General features: G+C 72.8%; 18 protein-coding genes. 16 read left to right on the forward strand and 2 right to left on the reverse strand.

The window, feature by feature from the left end; translation table 11 throughout:
• Positions 1-41: 41 nt before the first annotated feature.
• Entirely contained in the window at positions 42-1,316 is a 1,275-nt protein-coding gene (locus AA23TX_RS29295; protein ID WP_155546005.1) for a DUF58 domain-containing protein, read from the reverse strand.
• A gap of 110 nt (positions 1,317-1,426) precedes the next feature.
• On the reverse strand, positions 1,427-2,515 hold the full coding sequence (locus AA23TX_RS29300; protein ID WP_196425581.1) for an AAA family ATPase: 1,089 nt from the start codon (positions 2,513-2,515) through the stop codon (positions 1,427-1,429).
• Between the two features lie 307 nt (positions 2,516-2,822).
• Here AA23TX_RS29300 and AA23TX_RS29305 point away from each other — a divergent pair, with 307 nt between their 5' ends.
• From AA23TX_RS29305 to AA23TX_RS29380, 16 genes are all read left to right on the forward strand, one after another.
• On the forward strand, positions 2,823-3,170 hold the full coding sequence (locus AA23TX_RS29305; RefSeq protein ID WP_155546006.1) for a hypothetical protein: 348 nt from the start codon (positions 2,823-2,825) through the stop codon (positions 3,168-3,170).
• Entirely contained in the window at positions 3,163-3,714 is a 552-nt protein-coding gene (locus AA23TX_RS29310) for a DUF3558 domain-containing protein (protein WP_230862759.1), read from the forward strand. Before AA23TX_RS29305 ends, AA23TX_RS29310 begins: the two co-directional genes overlap by 8 nt.
• A gap of 16 nt (positions 3,715-3,730) precedes the next feature.
• Entirely contained in the window at positions 3,731-4,288 is a 558-nt protein-coding gene (locus AA23TX_RS29315) for a PPE domain-containing protein (RefSeq protein WP_155546007.1), read from the forward strand.
• The gene (locus AA23TX_RS29320) at positions 4,285-5,019 is read left to right on the forward strand and encodes an ESX secretion-associated protein EspG (RefSeq protein WP_155546008.1); all 735 of its coding nucleotides are present in this window, start codon (positions 4,285-4,287) and stop codon (positions 5,017-5,019) included. The genes AA23TX_RS29315 and AA23TX_RS29320 overlap by 4 nt, the downstream gene beginning before the upstream one ends.
• Positions 5,020-5,552: 533 nt before the next feature.
• A complete protein-coding gene (gene mraZ / locus AA23TX_RS29325; RefSeq protein WP_155546009.1) occupies positions 5,553-5,984 on the forward strand; it encodes a division/cell wall cluster transcriptional repressor MraZ in 432 nt (143 codons plus the stop codon).
• 212 nt (positions 5,985-6,196) lie between these two features.
• Positions 6,197-7,150 carry a 16S rRNA (cytosine(1402)-N(4))-methyltransferase RsmH gene (rsmH, locus tag AA23TX_RS29330; protein WP_155546010.1) on the forward strand — a complete coding sequence of 318 codons (954 nt, stop codon included), beginning with the start codon at positions 6,197-6,199 and terminating at the stop codon, positions 7,148-7,150.
• The gene (gene ftsL / locus AA23TX_RS29335) at positions 7,147-7,887 is read left to right on the forward strand and encodes a cell division protein FtsL (protein WP_155546011.1); all 741 of its coding nucleotides are present in this window, start codon (positions 7,147-7,149) and stop codon (positions 7,885-7,887) included. Before rsmH ends, ftsL begins: the two co-directional genes overlap by 4 nt.
• Positions 7,887-9,809 (forward strand): peptidoglycan D,D-transpeptidase FtsI family protein, encoded by a 1,923-nt coding sequence (locus AA23TX_RS29340; protein ID WP_196425582.1) that lies wholly within the window; start codon positions 7,887-7,889, stop codon positions 9,807-9,809. Before ftsL ends, AA23TX_RS29340 begins: the two co-directional genes overlap by 1 nt.
• Before the next feature lie 236 nt (positions 9,810-10,045).
• Positions 10,046-11,590, forward strand: coding sequence for a UDP-N-acetylmuramoyl-L-alanyl-D-glutamate--2,6-diaminopimelate ligase (locus AA23TX_RS29345; protein ID WP_155547392.1), 1,545 nt, complete (start codon positions 10,046-10,048; stop codon positions 11,588-11,590).
• Complete coding sequence (locus tag AA23TX_RS29350) at positions 11,587-13,089, forward strand: UDP-N-acetylmuramoyl-tripeptide--D-alanyl-D-alanine ligase (RefSeq protein WP_155546013.1); 1,503 nt, start codon at positions 11,587-11,589, stop codon at positions 13,087-13,089. The genes AA23TX_RS29345 and AA23TX_RS29350 overlap by 4 nt, the downstream gene beginning before the upstream one ends.
• Positions 13,086-14,168, forward strand: coding sequence for a phospho-N-acetylmuramoyl-pentapeptide-transferase (gene mraY / locus AA23TX_RS29355; RefSeq protein WP_155546014.1), 1,083 nt, complete (start codon positions 13,086-13,088; stop codon positions 14,166-14,168). The genes AA23TX_RS29350 and mraY overlap by 4 nt, the downstream gene beginning before the upstream one ends.
• A gap of 1 nt (position 14,169) precedes the next feature.
• On the forward strand, positions 14,170-15,576 hold the full coding sequence (gene murD / locus AA23TX_RS29360; RefSeq protein WP_155546015.1) for a UDP-N-acetylmuramoyl-L-alanine--D-glutamate ligase: 1,407 nt from the start codon (positions 14,170-14,172) through the stop codon (positions 15,574-15,576).
• On the forward strand, positions 15,563-17,065 hold the full coding sequence (gene ftsW, locus AA23TX_RS29365; RefSeq protein WP_155546016.1) for a putative lipid II flippase FtsW: 1,503 nt from the start codon (positions 15,563-15,565) through the stop codon (positions 17,063-17,065). The genes murD and ftsW overlap by 14 nt, the downstream gene beginning before the upstream one ends.
• A complete protein-coding gene (murG, locus tag AA23TX_RS29370) occupies positions 17,062-18,186 on the forward strand; it encodes an undecaprenyldiphospho-muramoylpentapeptide beta-N-acetylglucosaminyltransferase (RefSeq protein ID WP_155546017.1) in 1,125 nt (374 codons plus the stop codon). The genes ftsW and murG overlap by 4 nt, the downstream gene beginning before the upstream one ends.
• Positions 18,179-19,576 carry a UDP-N-acetylmuramate--L-alanine ligase gene (gene murC, locus AA23TX_RS29375; RefSeq protein ID WP_155546018.1) on the forward strand — a complete coding sequence of 466 codons (1,398 nt, stop codon included), beginning with the start codon at positions 18,179-18,181 and terminating at the stop codon, positions 19,574-19,576. Before murG ends, murC begins: the two co-directional genes overlap by 8 nt.
• 4 nt (positions 19,577-19,580) lie before the next feature.
• On the forward strand, positions 19,581-20,432 hold the full coding sequence (locus tag AA23TX_RS29380; protein WP_155546019.1) for a cell division protein FtsQ/DivIB: 852 nt from the start codon (positions 19,581-19,583) through the stop codon (positions 20,430-20,432).
• The last annotated feature ends 61 nt before the right edge of the window (positions 20,433-20,493 follow it).

Consider the following 20,493-nt stretch of genomic DNA (forward strand, 5'->3'; position numbering starts at 1 on the left):
CGGGACGGTGCTCACCGGGAGGCCGTGCCGGGCTTGCGTGCTCATCGCGGACCGCCGATCAGCGTGCCGCGGCGGGCGCCGCTGCGGCACAGCTCTGCCCACACCTGGGGCATCGGCGAACCCGGCCCGGCGATCACCACGCCCCAGCCGGACGCGCGCAGCAGCGCCGCCGAGTCCTCCGTGGCCGCCGCCCTCTGCTCCGGTGCGGTCACCCCGGCCGACCAGGTGGGCGTGTCGAGCAGGACAGCCAGGCTGCGGATGCCGCGCGGGCGGAACTGGGCCAGCTCGTGCACCGCCTCCGTGCTGACCGTGCCGAGCACCGCGATCATCTCCTGGCCGTCGGCCGGGTCGCTGGCCAGCGTGATGTCGCGTTGGTGGGCGGGCTGCAGCGCGGCCAGCGCGTCGAGCACCACGTGGTCGTAGTGGTCGCCGCCGTCGCCGGGGGTGTCGGCGAGCGTCACGCCGTGCTCGCTGACCAGGCGGACGCGGTGCCCGGCCCGGCGCAGGTGCAGCGCGGCCGACGCGGCGAAGGACACCGCCCACTCCAGGCTGGCGGCCGGGCCGCTGCCGTGGTGGGCGGCCGCGCGGTGGTCGAGCAGCACCGTCGTGCCGCCGCGCCACGGCCGTTCCTCGACGCGCACCATGATCTCGTCGCGGCGGGCTGTCGAGCGCCAGTGGACCTTGCGCAGGTCGTCGCCCTGGCGGTACTGGCGGACGATCACGTCGGCCTCGCCCTGCCCGGCGTGCAGCCGGACCGTGCCGTCGTCGCCGACGCCGATGCCCGCGCCGCTCGGCAGGCCCCACAGCGGGACCACCCGGGGCACCACGACCAGCCGCGAGTGCCCGATCAGCTCGCGCTCGAACTCGCACAGCCCGAAGGGGTCGGTGATGGTCGCGCGCAGCGGCCCGACCTGCTGGATCCCGCGCAGCACCGGCTGCAGCGGGTAGCGCAGCGCCACCCGCCGGTCGTGCGGGAGGCGTTCGACGACGAACCGCGGCCGCGAGCCCAGCGCGTACGGCACGCCGTCCTCGAGGAGGATCTCGCCGGCCGGCAGCCGCCCGCTGCGCCACAGTTCCAGCTGCACCTCGCCGGCGCCGCCGACCGCGACGCGCTGGGGGTGCAGCGCGCGAGTGGCGCCGATGCGCAGCCGGGTCGCCGAGATGAACACGGCGACCAGCAACGGCAGCGCCACCACGAAGACGGCGACCCGCAGCAGGTCGCGTTCGTTGAGCACGAACGAGCACACCGCGGCCGCCAGCCCCGCGGCCAGCAGGCAGCGGCCGCGGGTGGTCAGGCCGGACAGGGCACGCAGCACGTCGTCCTTCTCCCCTTCGAGGGCGGTTACTGTGCAGTTGGTGCCAATCCGACCACAGTCACGGCCGGATGGCTTTTGCGGCGATGGACAAGTTCCGCTCCGGGGCCGGCCTACTTTTGGGTCGGATTTGCACCGGGCCGCGAGCCCTGCGGCACCGGCACCCGGTGCAGCACCGCCCGCACGACGTCGGTCGCCGACCGGCGCGCCGCGTGGGCCTCGGTGGTCAGCACCAGGCGGTGCGCCAGCACCGGCACGGCGACCGTGTGCAGGTCGTCCGGGACGACGTAGTCGCGGCCCGAAAGCGCCGCCTGCGCCCGCGCCGCGCGGACGAGGTGCAGCGTCGCGCGCGGGGACGCGCCGAGCCGGATCTCCGGGACCTGGCGGGTGGCCGAGACGACGTCGACGGCGTAGCGGCGGACTTCCGGCGCCATGTGCACGCCGCGGACCGTCTCGATCAGCCGGTGCACGGTCTCGCCGTCGGAAACCGGCTGCAGGTCGTCCATCGGGTTGTGCCCGGCGTGCTCGTCGACCATGGCCAGCTCGGCCTGCTGGTCGGGGTAGCCGATGGAGACCCGCGCGGTGAACCGGTCGCGCTGGGCTTCCGGCAGCGCGTAGGTGCCTTCCATCTCGATCGGGTTCTGGGTGGCGATCACCATGAACGGCTCGTCGAGGTGGTACGTCGAGGTGTCGACGGTGACCTGGTGCTCTTCCATGCACTCCAGCAGCGCCGACTGCGTCTTCGGCGAGGCGCGGTTGATCTCGTCGCCGACCACGATGTTCGCGAACACCGGGCCGGGCCGGAACTCGAACCCGCCGCTCTGCCGGTTGTAGATGGATACGCCGGTGACATCGCTCGGCAGCAGGTCCGGGGTGAACTGGATGCGGCTGACGGTGCAGTCGATCGACCGGGCGAGGGCCTTGGCCAGCGACGTCTTGCCGACGCCGGGCACGTCCTCGACCAGGAGGTGGCCTTCGGCGAGCAGCGTGACCAGCGCGATCCGGATGACGTCGGGCTTGCCGACCAGCACCCGCTCCACGTTCGCGGCGATGCGCCGCGCGGTTTCGTGCAGTTCGTCCAGCGACACTCTCGCGGGACGGCCGGCGGCCCGGCCGTTACCCGTGGACTCCGCCGGGTAAGGCGGCCGTCCGGATGCCTGCTCGCCCGATCCGGGCGCCGCAGACTGGATTCTCGACGTCACTCGACCTCCTGGTGGCGCATGGCCGCGCGCACTGTGCGCACCGCCGGGCCCGAACGGCCCCCATCGCTGCTGTCCGCGCGCAGCGACCAGCCTTCCATCCAGTGTGTCAAACCCGGGCGAACCTGGGGGCGGAACCCCGCGAAGCCCGGGGCATCACGCCCGGCACGTCGGTTGATGACACTGCGCAAGCAGCGACGATACCCCGAACGGGTGTGTTGTCACCCGATTCTGGGCGCTCCCGCTGACACCCCGCTCTGTTCTATGCTCCGATACGAGTTCGCCCGGCTACAGAGAGGCGTAACCGCTCATGAGCGAGGTGCGGCAGCAGTCGTACGACGTCCGCGGGTTCGCGGTCGCGCCCGAGCTGGCGACGGACGCCTACGCGAAGATCGGCGCCCTGCAGGACGTCGTCGGCGAGATGGTCCGCGAGGCGAAGGTGCTCGGCCGGACCGTGCCGCTCGGCGGCGGGTACGCGGGGGAGATCGGCAAGTTCATGGCCGAGTACGGCATCGGCGGGCGCGGCTCGGCCGTGCAGCAGCTGACCGCGTTCGGCAAGGAGCTCGAGACGTTGAAGCACCGGATCGGCACGGCGCTGGCGAAGTACCAGCACGCCGACGAGCAGGCGGCCGAAGGGGTGGACTGCACGGGTGGCTGACCGGATGCGACTGCTGTGGGTACCCGTCTTTCTCGTGCTGGTCGCCGGGTGTGGGCAGCAGCGAGCCGCCGAGCCGGCCGCCGCCGGGCACGCTTCGGCCCTCGCCTCCGCGACGGCCGGGAAGCCGCCCGTCGTCGCGTGGACCGGCCTCGCCGCGATCGACCCCTGCACGCTGCTGGACCCGCAGGACCGCTCGACCGCGGGGGTGAGCGTCCTGGGCAAGCCCAAGGAGATCGCCGGCGCCCGCGCGTGCGACTGGACGGTGCCCGGCACCTTCGGCGTCACCGTGACCCTCAGCGAGACCGACGGCCTGGCCGACCTCGAGGTCGCGAAGAAGACGGCCACGAAGACCAAGGTCGGCACCCACCCGGCGCTGCAGGTCGCGGACAAGAAGGCCGCCGACGGCACCTGCGCCGTGCTGCTCGGGGTGGGCGACGCCGCCAGCGTCCAGATCGACGTCAGCAACACCGGCTTCTCGGACACCCCGCTCGCGTGCCGCCGCGCGGGCACGGTGGCCGGGCTGGTCGAGCCCAAGCTGCCCTGAACCCGGGAGGTGCGCCGTGTCCGAACCCCCTGTGCCCGCCGCGAGGTACGAGGCCTACAGCCACGAGGCGATGGCCGCGGAGGTCGAGCGGGACAACGACCCGGTCGCCGCGGGCGAGGCGGCCGCGCGCTGGGAGGGGCTGGCGAAGCGGCTGCACGAGTCGACCGCCGACCTCGCCGGGCTGATCGCGTCCTCGCAGGAGAACTGGCGCGGCGCCGCGGGGGACGCGGCGCGCGAGGCCGTGAGCCGGGCCGCCCGGTGGCTTTCGCACTCGGCCGCCGTCTCGGCGTCGGTGGGCGGCGCGGTCGGCGCGCAGGCGGACGCGGCCGCGCGGGCCCGCGCGGACATGCCGCCGCCGGTGACCTACGACCCGGCGTCGATGATCCGCGACGCCGCCTCGTCCGGGAACGTGCTCGTCCTGGCCGGGCTGGCCGACGAGATGGCGGCCCGCCGCGCCGAGGCGGAAGCCGCGCGGCAGAAGGCGATCGACGTGCTGCGGACCCGCGACGCGGCCCTGCGCGGCCACGTGCCGGCCGAGACGTTCGCGGACCCGCCCACGCTGGGGCCGGCTTGATCCGCGTCTCGGCGTCGGCGTTCGACATCCTCTGGACCGACCTCGGCCACGACCGTCCGCCGGAGCCGCTGACGGTCCGCAGCGTCGGCGGGACCGACGAGGAACGCGCCGAGGTGCGGAAGGCGGTTTACGAGAACCTCGCCGAGCGCGGTCTGTACGACGGCTCGCTGGCACCGGAGCTGGCCGCGCGCCTGGACCTGCTGGCGGGCGGCGAGGTGTTCGTGGCGTGCGAGGCGCTGGCGGACATGACGGCACCGGCCCCGTTCCGCGCGGTGACGGCGACCCGCGGCCGCCGCGGCGTGCTGGCGACCCAGCCGGAGCAGACGATCGGCCTGGACTCGATCGGCTCGGGCGAGCTGTGCACGGCACTCGTCGACGTGTTGCCGGAGTTGACGGCGGGGCCGGGCTACGGGGTCAACCTCGCGGCGTCGGCGCTCGCGGAGGCTTCCGGCCCGGCTTCGGGTTCGGCTTCCGCTTCCGCGCAGCAGCAGGAGGTCCTGGCGATCCAGGCCCGGCCGGTGTACGCGGCGGGACAGTTCAGCGTGAGCCGGCGGGCGGCGTCGGGCCGAGTGTCCCGGGTGGGCGGGCTGACGTGGTTCGACACGGACGTCGGGGCGTACTGCGCGACCAAGACGCCGGGGCGGGGTGGGCAGGAGTGGGTGAACGTGACCCCGGTCGACAGCGCCCGGCTCGCGTCCCGCATCGCCTCCCTCCTCACCCCGGAAGACTGAGCCCGCGGGGGCATCACGCGTGTCCAGCGAGGCATCACGCGTGATTGAAGGGGCATCACGCGTGACTGGAGGGGCATCACCCGTGATTGCGGGGTCGACACACTGCGGCGGTGCCGTGTCGACCTCCGGATCACGGGTGATGCCTGCTGGGTCACGCGTGATGCCCGGCTGATCACGTGGGGGTCCCCACTGGGACCCACCTCTTGCCCCCACCGGGCCCCACCCGGGCTCCCCACCGGGCCCCACGGAACAGCCTGTGGGTTCTTTCGCGGCCGTTATGCGGACGCATGGGGTACAGCTGAGGTTGCTCCGGCCCCCGGCGCGGGGGATCTTGGGCACCGTGCCCCACCGCACCCCCCACCGGCCCCCACCCTGCTGACCTGCGCAAACAAAGCACTCGACGGAGTGAGTCGCCGGTTTCACGCGTTGACTGTGGTGAAAAGTGGGGTACGGTGGTGGCCAGTGGGGCGGAAGGGAAGCCCCGTAGCCGCAGTCAGTGGTCCGCCACCGGTCGCGGTAGGGAGGTGGAGGCCGTGTTCCTCGGCACCCACACCCCGAAACTGGACGACAAAGGGCGGCTCGCGCTGCCCGCGAAGTTCCGTGACGCCTTGGCGGGTGGGCTGATGGTCACCAAGGGGCAGGATCACTGCCTCTTCATCTTCCCCCGTGCCGAGTTCGAGCAGATGGCGCGCAAGGTCGCCGACGCCCCGTTCACCAACGAGGCGGTCCGGGCCTACCAGCGCTACCTGTTCGCGGGCACGGACGAGCAACGACCGGACGGCCAGGGGCGCATCAGCATCGCGTCCGAGCTCCGCCGCTACGCGGGGCTCAGCAAGGACTGCGTGGTGATCGGGGCGATCACCAGGCTCGAGATCTGGGACGCCCAAGCGTGGCAGGGCTACCTGGAAGAACACGAAGACAGCTACGCGAAGGCTCGAGAGGAAGTACTGCCGGGCGTCTTCTAGGCGTGCGGTCGCGGTGCACCTTCGTCGTCGGGGGACGAAGAGGTTCGCCGCCCGCGCCGTGGGAGACGCCCACCCGGATGCCGTGAGGCCTCTGTCCGCTCAACAGCCCTGGTGCACCTTCCCCGGTACCAGGTCGGCAGCGGGCGGACAGGGACCTGACGGCATCCGCCATATTTCCCCCGGGCCGACCAGGCGAGAAAGGGGGAGGGAACATGACGGCACCCGAACACGTCCCGGTGCTGCTCGACCGCATCGTCGAGCTGTTCACTCCCGTGTTCGCCGAGCGCGACGGCGTCCTCGTGGACGCGACCGTCGGCCTCGGCGGCCATTCCGACGCCCTCCTCGACGCCTTCCCGCGCATGCGCCTCGTCGCGCTCGACCGGGATCCGGCCGCGCTGGAGAAGTCCGGCGAACGCCTCGCCCGCCACGGCGACCGCGTCCACCTCGTGCACACCGTCTACGACGGACTCCCCGAAGCCCTCGCCGGGCTGAAGATCGCCAAGGCCGACGGCATCCTGTTCGACCTCGGCGTCTCTTCGATGCAGCTGGACCGCGCCGAGCGCGGCTTCGCCTACTCGAAGGACGCGCCGCTCGACATGCGGATGGACCCGACCACCGGGTTCACCGCCGCCGACGTCCTCAACACCTACGCGCCCGGCGAGCTGATCCGGATCCTGCGGGACTACGGCGAGGAGCGGTTCGCGCAGCGGATCGTCCGGTCCGTCGTGAACGCCCGCGAGAAGGAGCCGTTCACCATGAGCGGCCGCCTGGTCGAGCTGCTCTACGACGCCGTGCCGGCGGCCAGCAGGCGGACCGGCGGGCACCCGGCCAAGCGGACGTTCCAGGCGCTGCGGATCGAGGTCAACGGCGAGCTGGAGGTGCTCCGCCGGGCCATGCCCGCCGCGCTGGGCGCGCTCGCCGTGGGCGGGCGGATCGTCGTCGAGTCCTACCAGTCCCTGGAAGACCGGCTGGTCAAGCAGGCGCTGGCCGAGCTCGCGAAGTCCCGCACCCCGGAGGGACTCCCGGTCGAGCTGCCGGGACACGGACCGGAGCTGAGGCTGCTGACCCGGGGCGCCGAAAAGGCCGGCGAAGAGGAGACCGAACGAAACCCGCGCGCCGCTTCGGTGCGGTTGCGGGCCGCAGAGAGGATCGGAGAGCCGCGATGACCGCTCCCGCGAAGTCCCGCCGCCCGGCCGCGCCGGCGACGCGGGGCCGCAGCGAGGCCGCCCGCACCTCGACCACCGTCGAGCCGGACCCGCAGACCACCGAGCCGGGCAAGGCCGCGCCGCGCCGCGCGTCGCGAGGCCGCACGTCCGCGGCCGAGCGTGCCTACGCGCGCCGTGCCCAGCGAGCCGACCTGCTCAAGGAGCGCGAGCCGCGGCCCGCGCCGAAGACCGCCGAGCCGGGCGAGGCTCGCGAGTCCACGGTCCGGCTCAAGCTGCGCCTGCCGAAGTCGCGCGCGTCGTTCGTGCTGCTGATGATGGCGCTGCTGGCCGCCGGCGTGGCGACCACGCTCTGGCTGACCACGCAGGCGATCGCCGACTCCTACCGGCTCGAGCAGTTGCGCACGACCAACTCGAACCTGGCCGAGACGAAGGAACAGCTGCAGCGCGACGTCGCGAAGGCCGAGTCGCCCGCGTCGCTGGCCCCCGCGGCCCAGCAGCTGGGCATGGTGCCGGGCGGCGACCCGGCGCGCATCCTCGTGGGCCCGGACGGGAAGACCTCGCTCGTCGGCGAGCCCAAGAAGGCCAAGGCGGACGCGCCGGCGGTGCCCGTCGCGCCGCCGGCCGCGCCCGCCGCGGGCACGCAGTCGCAGCAGGGCGTGCCGATCGAGGGCGACCAGCCCGCCGTGCCCGCCGACGAGCAGCCCGCGCCGCCGGCGCAGCCCGGAGGCGGCCAGTGATGGCTTCGAGCCGGGGACAGGCCCGCGCGCGCACCACCGGGAGCGCGCGGCGGACCTACGCCGCCGGGACGCGCAGCGCGACCGCGCGCCGGGGCAACGGCGGGAACCGCAGCCGGTTCTCCGCCGTGCGCCTCATCCTGGTCGCCCTGCTGCTCGTCGCCGGCGTGAAACTGGTGCAGGTGCAGTGGTTCGACGCTGCGGCGCTCTCGGCCGCGGCCGAGAAGCAGCGCGCCCAGACCATCGACATCCCCGCCCAGCGCGGGTCCATTGTGGACCGCAACGGCGCCAAGCTGGCGTTCAGCGTCGAGGTGCGCTCGCTGTCGGTGAACCTCAAGGCGCTGCACAAGAGCATGGACGACTTCGCCACCAAGAACCCCGGCACGAAGAAGACGTTCGACGCCGAGACCGCCGCGGCCGCGAAGTACATCGCCGCCAAGGTGCCGAACCAGCTGACCGAGCAGCAGCTGCTGGACCTGTTCCACAAGCAGGCGTCCTTCACCTACCTCGAGCACAACGTCGAGCCGTCGGTCGCCGCCGACATCGTCAAGAAGTTCGCGTGGATCGGCGTCGAGAAGCGCGCCCTGCGCGAGTACCCGGGCGGCAGCCTCGCGTCCAACATCGTCGGCGCCGCGAACTGGCGCTCCGACGACCCGGACGTGTCCAAGCACAACCTGCACGGCCTGGTCGGGCTGGAGCAGCTCCGCGACAACGACCTGGCAGGCACCCCGGGCCGGATGCTGGTCAACACCAAGAACGGCAGCGACAACGTCGTCATCCCGGGTACCGAGCGCGATCTGCAGGCCGCCGTGCCGGGGTCGGACCTCGAGCTGACCATCGACTCCGACCTGCAGTACGAGGTGCAGCGCCAGCTTTCGGACTACGTCCAGCAGTCGCACGCCAAGGGCGGCCAGGCGGTCGTCATGGACGCCAAGACCAGCGAGGTCTACGCGCTGGCCAACAACACGTCGTTCGACCCCAACGACCAGTCCACCTGGACGGCCGACGACCTGGCCAACCCCGCGGTCACCACGCCGTTCGAACCGGGTTCGGTCAACAAGATCGTCACCGCAACCGGGGCGATCGACTACGGCATCGCGACCCCGGAGTCGACCGTCCAGGTGCCCGGCCAGCTGCAGGTCGCCGACAAGACCGTGCACGACGCCTGGACGCACGGGACGCAGACGTTCACCACCACCGGGATCTTCGCCAAGTCGTCCAACATCGGCACGCTGCTGCTGGCGCAGAAGATCGGTGAGGACCGCTACCTCGACCTGCTCAAGAAGTTCGGCCTCGGCCAGCGCACCGGCGTCGGCCTGCCCGGTGAGAGCGCGGGCCTGGTGCCGCCGCGCAGCCAGTGGTCGGCGACGACCTTCGGCAACCTGCCGATCGGGCAGGGCCTGTCGATGACCGTGCTGCAGATGGCCGGGCTGTACCAGACGATCGCGAACGACGGCCTGCGCGTCGAACCCCGGATCGTCAAGGCGAAGGTGAACCCGGACGGCACGACGGTGCCCGAGCCGGCGCCGAAGACGGTGCAGGTGGTGCCCCCGCAGACGGCGAAGACGGTGCGCGACATGATGCGCGCGGTCGCGCAGAACGGCAAGGGTGTGCAGAAGGGCACCGCGCCGACGGCGGCGGTCGAGGGCTACCAGGTCTCCGGCAAAACCGGCACCGGCCAGCAGATCGACCCGCGGAACAAGGGCTACAGCGACCACCTCTACAACATCACCTTCGCCGGCATCCTGCCCGCGGACCACCCGAGGTTCGTGGTCGGCATCCGGCTGGACGCGCCCGACACGACGCTGCCGGTGGGACACTCCGCGGCGCCGCTGTTCCACAGCATCGCCTCGTACCTGACGCAGCGGTACCAGATCCCGCTGTCGGACGGGCCGTCGCCGGAGGTCCCGCTCATCGTGCCGTAGGCACAGTCCGTGAAGGCCCCCTCACCTGCGTGAGGGGGCTTTTCCGCGTCCAACGTCCACATCGGTCCCAAGCGCCGGGGAAAGTGTTGCGGCGCAACGGGGTGCGGGCCGCCGTCTAGCACATCTGCCTCAGCCGCGCGCAATCGCCGTACCGCGTGCGGGCCCCCCGAACGCCCGCCGGTAGCCTCTTGGCCGTGTCCGTGTCATCGTCCAGTTCCCAGGTGCCGGAAAGCCCGGTGAAAGCGGTCCCCGCGCCGCCGCGCCCGGCGCGCATCGACCCGGTCCCGCTGGCGACCCTCCTCGCCAGGGCGGACGCGCGGCTGATCGCCGACCGTCCCGACGCCGCCGAGCTCACCGTCACCGGCACCACCCTGCGCGCGCAGCACGTGCTGCCCGGCGACCTCTTCGCCGCCCTGCCCGGCGCGCGGGCCCACGGGGCCGACTTCAGCGACCAGGCGATCGCCGCGGGCGCCGTCGCGGTCCTCACCGACGCCGACGGGGCCGAGCGCCCCGCGCTGCGCGACGCCGGCGTCCCGATCCTCGTGCACGCCGACCCGCGCGCCGCCCTCGGCGAGATCGCCGCCTGGATCTACGGGGAGCCGTCGCTGCGGCTGGCCGTCCTCGGCGTCACCGGGACCTCGGGCAAGACCACGACGTCCTACCTGGTCGACGCCGGCCTGCAGGCGGCCGGTCTGACCACCGGCCTGATCGGCACCGTGGAGACCCGGATCGCCGGTGAGCGGCTGGTCAGCGGGTTCACCACGCCGGAGGCGCCGGACCTGCAGGCGCTGCTCGCGGTGATGCTGGAGCGCGGCGTCACGCACGTGCCGATGGAGGTCTCCAGCCACGCGCTCGCGCTGGGCCGCGCCAACGGCACCCGGTTCGCGGTCGGCGCCTTCACCAACCTCTCCCAGGACCACCTGGACTTCCACAAGGACATGCAGGAGTACTTCGCCGCGAAGTCGCTGCTGTTCGACGGCCGCTCGACCACCGAGGTCGTCGTGGTCGACAGCGCCTGGGGCCAGGCCCTGCTCACGCCGCAGACGGTCACGGTGACCACCGACCCCGGCACCGACGCGGCGTGGAAGGCCACCGACCTGCAGGCCACCCCGCACGGCGAGCAGACGTTCACCCTGCACGGCCCGGACGGCCTCAGCGCGCCCGCGCGGATTCCGCTGCCCGGCGAGTTCAACGTCGCCAACGCCGTGCTCGCCGCCGCGATCCTCAGCACGGCCGGGGTGGGCCTCGAGCACATCGTCGCCGGGCTCGCCCAGGTGCAGGTGCCGGGCCGGATGGAACGCGTCTACGTCGGCCAGGAGTTCACCGCCGTCGTCGACTACGCCCACAAGCCGGCCGCGGTCGCCCAGGGCCTGGACGCGCTCCGGGCTCGCACCGAAGGCCGGATCATCACCGTGCTCGGCTGCGGCGGCGACCGCGACACCGCCAAGCGCCCGATGATGGGCGAGGCGGCGGCCCGCCGCAGCGAGGTCCTGATCGTCACCGACGACAACCCGCGCTCCGAAGACCCGGCGGCGATCCGTGCCGCGATGCTCGCCGGCGCCCGCGCTGTCGGGCCCGCCGAAGGTGGCGAGATCGTCGAAATCGGCGACCGCCGCGAAGCCATCGAGCACGCCGTCGCGCTCGCCGGGCCGGGCGACATCGTCTTCCTCGCCGGCAAGGGGCACGAGTCCGGCCAGGAGGCCGGCGGCGTCGTGCACCCGTTCTCCGACCGCGACGAGCTGGCCGCGGCCATCCGCAACAAACTCGAGGTGAGTGTGTGATCGTGCTCAGCCTGGCCGAGATCGCCGACGTCGTCGGCGGCCGGCTGCACCGCGCCGACCCGGGCACGCAGGTGACCGGCAGCGTGGAGTTCGACACCCGGAAGCTCACACCCGGCGGCCTGTTCGTCGCCCTGCCGGGGGAGAAGGTCGACGGCCACGACTTCGCCGCGCAGGCCGTCGAGGCCGGTGCCGTGGCCGTGCTGGCCGCCCGCGAAGTGGACGCGCCCGCGATCGTCGTCCCGCCCCTGGCCCCGGGCGAGGCCCACGAGCGGTCGGTCGCGCTGACCGGCGACACGGACGGCTCCGGCGCCGCGGTGCTCGCCGCCCTGGCCAAGCTCGCCCGGTTCGTCGTGCAGCGCCTCTCCGAGGGCACCCTGACCGTCGTCGGCGTCACCGGCTCGTCCGGCAAGACGTCCACGAAGGACGTCATCGCGCAGCTGCTCGAGCCGCTCGGCCCGACGGTCGCGCCGCCCGGGTCGTTCAACAACGAGCTGGGCCACCCCTGGACCGCCCTGCGGGCCGACGCGCGGACCCGGCACCTGGTGCTGGAGCTGTCCGCGCGCGGGCCGGGGCACATCGCCCACCTCGCCGAGATCGCGCCGCCGAAGATCGGCGTGGTGCTCAACGTCGGCACCGCGCACGTCGGCGAGTTCGGCTCGCGCGAAGGCATCGCGAAGACCAAGGGCGAGCTGGTCGAGGCCCTGCCCGAGGACGGCGTCGCGATCCTCAACCTCGACGACCCGCTGGTCGCCGCCATGGCGAGCCGCACCAAGGCCCGCGTCGTGTTCGTCGGCGAAAGCGCCTCGGCGCAGGTCCGCGCGGAGAACATCACCCTCGACGACGAGGCCCGAGCGTCCTTCCGGCTGGTCACGCCGGCCGGCGAAGCCGACGTCACGCTGCCGCTGCACGGCGAGCACCACGTCGGCAACGCGCTGTCCGCCGCGGCCGTCGCCCTCGAGCTGGGCTCGACCCCGGCCGAGATCGCCACCGGGTTGTCGAACCTCGAACGGCGCTCGGCGCGGCGCATGGAGGTCGTCACCCGGCCCGACGGCGTCACGATCCTCAACGACTCCTTCAACGCCAACCCCGAGTCGATGCGGGCCGGCCTGAAGGCCCTCGCGGCGATGACGCGGGAGAGCGGCCGCCGGTCCTGGGCCGTGCTCGGCGTGATGGGCGAGCTCGGCGCGGACGCGGTCACCGCGCACGACGAGATCGGCCGCCTGGTCGTCCGGCTCAACATCGCCAAGCTCGTCGTGATCGGCCCCGAGGCGGCGGCGATGCACCAGGGCGCGCACCAGGAAGGCTCCTGGGGCGAGGAATCGACTCTGGTACCCGACGTCGAGGCCGCGATCGCCCTGCTGCATGATCAGCTCCGCCCGGGGGACGCAGTGCTGGTGAAAGCCTCCAAGGCCGCCGGCCTCTGGCGGGTCGCCGAAGCCCTGCTCGAACCGCGGGAAACCGACAACTCCGAGAATCGCTCGAACGGTGGTGACGCGTGATCAGCATCCTGATCGCGGCCGGGGCGGGCCTGCTGATCTCCATCCTGCTCACGCCCTACCTGATCCGGGTGTTCTCCCGGCAGGGCTTCGGCCAGGAGATCCGTGAGGAAGGCCCGCAGGGACACAAGTCCAAGCGCGGTACGCCGACGATGGGTGGCGTCGCGATCATCATCGCGATGGTCGTCGGGTACTTCGCCGCGCACTTGATCAACTGGATGTTCAACTCCCGCAGCGGCGCGCCGACGGCCTCCGGGCTGCTCGTGCTGATGCTCGCGGTGGGCCTGGGGATCGTCGGGTTCCTCGACGACTTCATCAAGATCCGCAAGCAGCGCAACCTCGGGCTGAACAAGACCGCGAAGCTGGTCGGCCAGCTGGTGGTCACCATCGCCTTCGCGGTCCTGGCGCTGAACTTCGCGGACTCGCGCGGCATCACACCGGCGTCGGAAAGCCTTTCCTACGTCCGCGACCTCGCGCTGATCACCTTCCCCTCGGTGATCTTCGTGATCTTCTGCTACATCGTGATCTCCGGCTGGTCGAACGCGGTGAACTTCACCGACGGTCTCGACGGCCTGGCCGGCGGCTCGGCGGCGATGGTGCTGGCGACCTACGTCGTGATCGCGTTCTGGCAGGAGCGGCTGAACTGCGCCAACGGCCCGGCGCCCGCCTGCTACGACGTCCGCGACCCGCTCGACCTGGCGGTGGTCGCCGCCGCGGCCGCCGGCGCCTGCGTCGGGTTCCTCTGGTGGAACGCGGCCCCGGCGAAGATCTTCATGGGCGACACCGGCTCGCTGGCTCTCGGCGGCCTGGTCGCCGGGCTGTCGATGACGACCCGCACCGAGCTGCTCGCCATCGTCATCGGCGGCCTGTTCATGGTCGAGATGATCTCGGTGGTCGCGCAGATCGCGGTGTTCCGGACGACCCGGCGAAGGCTGTTCCGGATGGCGCCGTTCCACCACCACTTCGAGCTCGCCGGGTGGGCGGAAACCACGGTGATCATCCGGTTCTGGCTGCTGTCCGCGATCTGCTGCATGTTCGGGCTCGGCCTGTTCTACAGCGAGCAGCTGGGCTTCGGCGGCTGACATGGACATCGCCGGTCGTCACGTCCTGGTCGCCGGTGCGGGGGTCACCGGCAAGTCGATCGTGCCCGTCTTGGTCGACCTCGGCGCTCGCGTCACGGTCACCGACGGCAACGCCGAGCGCCTGGCCGAGCTGGACGGCCTGGGTGCCGAGCTGGTGCCCGGGCTGACCGAGCCGCCGTCCGACGTCGTCCTGGTCGTCACCAGCCCCGGCTGGCGGCCGACGTCGCCGCTGCTGGTGGCCGCCGCCGAGGCGGGTGTCGAGGTGATCGGCGACGTCGAGCTGGCCTGGCGGGTCGGGCAGCTGCGCGAGCACCCGCCGTCGTGGCTGGTGGTCACCGGCACCAACGGCAAGACGACCACCGTCGGCATGCTGGAGTCGATCCTCAAGTCGGCCGGCTCCAACGCCGTGGCCTGCGGGAACATCGGCTACGCGGCCCTCGACGCGGTGCGCGCGGGCTACAACGTGCTGGCCGTGGAGCTGTCGAGCTTCCAGCTGCACTGGTCCTCGACCCTCGCCCCGGACGCGGCCGTGGTGCTCAACCTGGCCGAGGACCACATCGACTGGCACGGCTCGATGGACTCCTACGCCGCCGCCAAGGGCCGCGTGTACACCCGCGCCAAGGTCGCCGTGCACAACGCCGACGACGAGTGGTCGACGCGGATCGCCGGCGAGCACGCGCCCGAGAGCGCCCGCCGCGTCGGCTTCCGGCTGGACACCCCGGCCGCCGACGAGCTGGGCCTGGTCGAAGACCTGCTGGTCGACCGCGCTTTCGTCGCCGACCCGGCGAACAGCGCCGAGGAGCTCGCCACGCTGTCGGACGTCCGCCCGGCCGGCCCGCACAACGTCTCCAACGCCCTCGCCGCGGCCGCGCTGGCCCGGGCCCACGGCGTCCCGCCGGAGGCCGTGCTGAAGGGCCTGCGCGAGTACCAGCCGGCGCCGCACCGGGCCGTCGAGGTGGCCGAGGTCGCCGGGGTCCGGTACGTCAACGACTCGAAGGCGACCAACCCGCACGCCGCCGCCGGGTCGCTGCGCGCGCACCGGAGCATCGTCTGGATCGCCGGGGGTCAGCTCAAGGGCGCCTCCGTCGAAGAACTGGTGAGCAGTATCGCGGGCCGTCTCCGCGGAGTCGTGCTACTCGGCGTCGATTCACCCGTGATCGCCGCCGCTGTTGCGCGACACGCGCCCGATGTCCCGGTGAACAGCCTCCGTCCGGGTGACCATGAACCCATGACTGCGGCGGTGAGTGCGGCCAGCGCGATGGCCCGGCCTGGTGACGTGGTGCTGCTCGCACCCGCCGCGGCGTCGTTGGACATGTTCCGCAACTACGGTGAGCGCGGCGACGCGTTCGCCGCGGCGGTGCACGTCCTCCGCGACGACGCGGCGGGGGAGCCGAGTGACGGTAGCTGAGCCCAAGCCGAAGGTCCCGCCGAAGCGCCCGCGCCGCGAGCGCAAGGAGAGCGGCTTCGTCGCGTTCCGCACCGCGCTGACCGCGTGGCTCTCGCGTCCGCTGGCGTCGTTCCACCTCGTGCTCGCGCTGACCGGGGTGCTCACCGTCATCGGCATCGTCATGGTGCTCTCGGCGTCGTCGGTCGGCTCGTACAACCCGAAGACCGGCAGCGGCGTGTACGCCCTGTTCACCAAGCACCTGGTGTTCGTCGCGCTCGGCGGCGTGGTGTTCTGGCTGGGCATGCGGGTCAAGCTGGAGCGGATCCGGCGGATGTCGGCCACCGCGACGGTGATCTGCCTGGGCCTGCTGGTGCTGGTCCTGACGCCGCTGGGCTCGACGGTGAACGGCTCGCAGGGCTGGTTCCGGATCGGCGAGTTCACCTTCCAGCCCGTCGAGGCCGCGAAGGTCGCGCTGGCGTTCTGGGGCGCGCACATCCTGGTGATCAAGTACAACGTGATCCACCAGTGGCGGCACCTGCTGGTGCCCGTGGTGCCGATCGCGCTGCTGATGTTCGCCCTGGTCATGCTGCAACCGGACCTCGGCGGCACGGTCACCCTGGCCGTGGTGCTGCTGGCCCTGCTGTGGTTCGCCGGCGCTCCGAAACGGCTGTTCGGCGTGATCCTCGCGGGCGGCCTGGCCGGCGTGCTCGTGCTCGCCCTCATCGCGCCCTACCGGCTCGCCCGCGTCATGTCGTTCCTCTCACCGGACGCCGACACCACCGCCGAAGGCTTCCAGGCCAACCAGGCCAAGCTGGCGCTCGCCGACGGCGGGCTGTTCGGCAAGGGCCTCGGCCAGGGCGCGGCCAGCTGGAACTACCTGCCGAACGTGCAGAACGACTTCATCTTCGCCCTGATCGGCGAGGAGCTCGGGCTGATCGGGTGCGTCGTCGTGCTCGCCCTGTTCGCCGCGGTCGCCGTCGTGGGCCTGCGGATCGCCACCCGCAACATCGACCCGTGGATCCGGATCGTCTCCGGCACGCTGACCGTGTTCCTGGTCGCGCAGGCCGGCATCAACATCGGCTACGTCGTCGGCCTGCTGCCCGTCACCGGCGTCACGCTGCCGCTGATCTCCTACGGCGGCACCTCGCTGGTGATCACCATGCTCATCATGGGCGTGCTCGCGAACGCCGCCCGGCACGAACCGGAGGCGGTGGCCGCACTGCGCACACAGGGGCCGGGTAAATTCGGACGCCTGCTGCGGCTGCCCGCGCCCGATCCGTACCGCCCGCCCGCCACCCGCAAGGGTGCGGCGCGCACCGGGGCGAAGGCGGCCAGGCCCGCGCCCCGTGCGGCGCGGCCCGCCCCGGCGCAGGAACGACGCAGGTCGGTCCGCGAGCCGGTGCGCCGCAGCGCGGCACGGACGAGCACGGCCACGTCTCGCGGCGGGGCCGCGCGGACAACAGCGAGCCGTGGTACCCGGAGTACCGCGAACCGGAGAGGTCATTGGTGAGCAAGCCCGTCAAGGGAACCGAGCGGTCTGCCGCGGGCAAGGGGCCCGTGGTCGTGGTCGCCGGTGGTGGCACCGCAGGACACATCGAACCCGCCCTCGCCCTGGCCGACGCCGTCATGCGGCTGCGCCCCGACGCGACGGTCGTGGCGCTGGGTACCGAGCGCGGCCTGGAGAACAAGCTCGTCCCCGCCCGCGGTTACCCCCTGGAGCTGATCCCGCCGGTGCCGCTGCCCCGCAAGCCGACGCCGGAGCTGCTGCGGCTGCCGCTGAAGGTGCGCGACTCCGTCCGCAAGACCCGTGAGGTGCTGGACCGGGTCGGCGCGGACGTCGTCGTCGGCTTCGGCGGCTACGTCGCCCTCCCGGCCTACCTCGCCGCGCGCGGACGCGTCCCGATCGTCGTGCACGAGGCCAACAAGTCGGCGGGCCTGGCGAACAAGGTCGGCGCGCGGTTCGCCAAGCGCGTCGCCGTCGCCGTCCCGGGGACCCCGCTGCCGAAGGCCGAGGTCGTCGGGATCCCGCTGCGTCGGTCGATCACCTCGCTGGACCGCGCCGCGCTGCGCGCCGAGGCCCGCGAGCACTTCGGGCTGGACCCGGACGCGCCGACGCTGCTGGTGTTCGGCGGTTCGCAGGGCGCGCAGTCGATCAACGCCGCGGTGTCCGGCGCGGCCAAAGACCTGGCCGACGCCGGGATCGGCGTGCTGCACGCGCACGGGCCGAAGAACACGCTGGTCGTCCAGGAGTTCCCGGGCAAGCCGGCGTACGTGCCGGTGCCGTACCTGGAGCGGATGGACCTGGCCTACGCGGCCGCGGACGTCGCGATCTGCCGCTCGGGCGCGATGACGGTCGCCGAGGTGACCTCGGTCGGGCTGCCCGCGGTGTTCGTCCCGCTGCCGATCGGCAACGGCGAGCAGGCGTCCAACGGCCGGCCCGCCGTCGACGCCGGTGCCGCGCTGATGGTCGAAGACGCCGACCTGACCCCGGCCAAGGTCGCCGAGCTGGTCGTCCCGCTGGTCGTCGACGCCGACCGCGTCGCGAAGATGAGCGCGGCGGCGGCGGGCATGGGCCACCGCGAGGCCGACGAGACCCTCGCCCGCATCGTCTTGGAGGCCGCCGGTGCCTGACTTGCCTGAAGAGCTGCGCCGGGCGCACCTGATCGGGATCGGCGGCGCCGGCATGTCCGGCATCGCGCGGATCCTGCTGGCCAGGGGCGCTTTCGTGTCGGGCTCGGACGCCAAGGAGTCGCGCGCGCTGCTGTCGCTGCGGGCCCAGGGCGCCGAGCTGTTCGTCGGCCAGGCCGCCGAGAACCTGACCGCCCTTTCCGAGCCGCCTTCGTCGGTGGTCGTCTCGACGGCCATCAAGGAGACCAACCCCGAGCTGGCCGCGGCGCGGGCCGCGGGGATCCCGGTGCTGCACCGGGCCCAGGCGCTGGCCGGGCTGATGGAAGGCCACCGCGTCGCCTGCATCGCGGGCACGCACGGCAAGACGTCGACGACGTCGATGCTCACCGTGGCGCTGCAGCGCTGCCGGCTCGACCCGTCGTTCGCCATCGGCGGCGACCTCAACGAGTCCGGGGCCAACGCCCACCACGGCGAGGGCGGCATCTTCGTCGCCGAGGCCGACGAGAGCGACGGCTCGTTCCTGACCTACTCGCCGTCGGTCGCGGTCGTGACGAACGTCGAGCCGGACCACCTGGACCACCACGGCACCGCCGAGGCCTACACGAAGGTGTTCACCGAGTTCGTGGGCCGGATCGTGCCGGGCGGGCTGCTGATCGTCTGCGGGGACGACCCCGCGGCGGACGAGCTGGGCAAGCAGGCCGCGGAGCTGGGCGTGCGCGTGCGCCGCTACGGCCGCACGGTCACCGACGAGGGCGACGCGCGCATCCTCGACTACGCGCCGGCCCCGGACGGCGGTGTCGTCCGGCTCGCGCTGGACGGTTCGGAGCTGTCGGTGCGGGTCGCCGTGCCGGGTGAGCACATGGCGCTCAACGCGGTCGCGGCGCTGCTGGCCGGGCTGGAGCTGGGCGCGCCCGCCGACGGTTTGGCGGAGGGCCTGGCGGCCTTCGGCGGCGTCCGGCGGCGGTTCGAGTTCAAGGGCCGGTCCGGCGACATCCGCGTCTACGACGACTACGCCCACCACCCGACCGAGGTCGACGCGCAGCTGCGCGCGGTGCGCACCGCGGCCGGGTCCGGCCGGGTCGTCGTCGTGTTCCAGCCACACCTGTACTCGCGGACGAAGCTGTTCTCGAAGGAGTTCGCCGCGGCGTTGTCCTTGGCCGACGAGGTCGTCGTGCTGGACGTCTACGGCGCCCGCGAGGAGCCGGAGCCGGGCGTGACGGGCGCGCTGATCGCCGACGCGGTGACCGTGCCGGTGCACTACGAGCCCGCGTTCGACGTCGCCGCTCGGCTGGTCGCCGGCCTGGTGCGCGGCAGCGACCTCGTCGTCACCATGGGCGCCGGGGACGTGACGCAGCTGGGCCCGGAGATCCTCGCCGAGCTGGACAAGCGCTGAGCCGATGAGTCCGACCAGGGAACGCCGCCGTCCGTCCGAAGAGGACGAACGGGATCGCGCCGCCCTGGCGCGGGAACGCCGGGGGCGGCGCTCCGACGAGGAACGCCGCCGCACCCGCGCCGCGCGCCCGAAGACCGGCCCGCGCCCCAAGACCGGTGCGCGCGCCCGGCCCACCCGGCAGGTGGAGATCCGCCGCCGGTGGGTCGCGCTGCTCACCGTGCTGACCGTCGTCGCGTCGGTCTACCTGCTGTTCTTCAGCTCGATGCTCGGCGCGAAGGAGGTCGCGGTCAGCGGCTCGCGCACGGTGACCGCCGACCAGATCCGCGCGGTCGCGGCGGTGCCGATGGACAAGCCGCTGCTGCGGCTGAGCACCGACGAGATCCGCGACAAGGTGGCCGGGATGCCGGGCATCGCGACGGTCGAGGTGTCGCGGTCGTGGCCGAACACGGTCGAGATCACGGTGACCGAGCGGACGGCGATCGCGTTCTTCGACAGCGGCCCGGGCGGCGACGGCGTCCACCTCGTCGACGGCGGCGGCGTGGTGTTCAAGACGGTCCCGGCGCGGCCGGCGGGGCTGCCCGAGCTGAAGCTGCCCAAGGTGTCGGCGGACGACCCGGTGACGCGTGCGGTGACCGCGGTCCTCGGGGTGATCCCGGAGCAGCTGCTGAAGCAGGTCACGACGGCGACGGCGAGGACCCCGGCGAGCGTGGAGTTCACGCTGTCGAGCGGGAAGATCGTCCGCTGGGGGACGGCGGAGCAGACGGACCGCAAGGCGAAGGTCCTGGCGGCGCTGCTCACGCAAGACGGCAAGGTCTACGACGTCGCGGCGCCCGAGCTGCCGACCATCACCTCCTGATCTCTCGTTTGCGTGCGCCAGGGTTCTCGTATGCCGTACGATCTCGTACGACATACGAGAA

The sequence above is a fragment of the Amycolatopsis camponoti genome, from assembly GCF_902497555.1.
In the GTDB taxonomy this organism is placed as follows: Bacteria; Actinomycetota; Actinomycetes; order Mycobacteriales; family Pseudonocardiaceae; genus Amycolatopsis; species Amycolatopsis camponoti.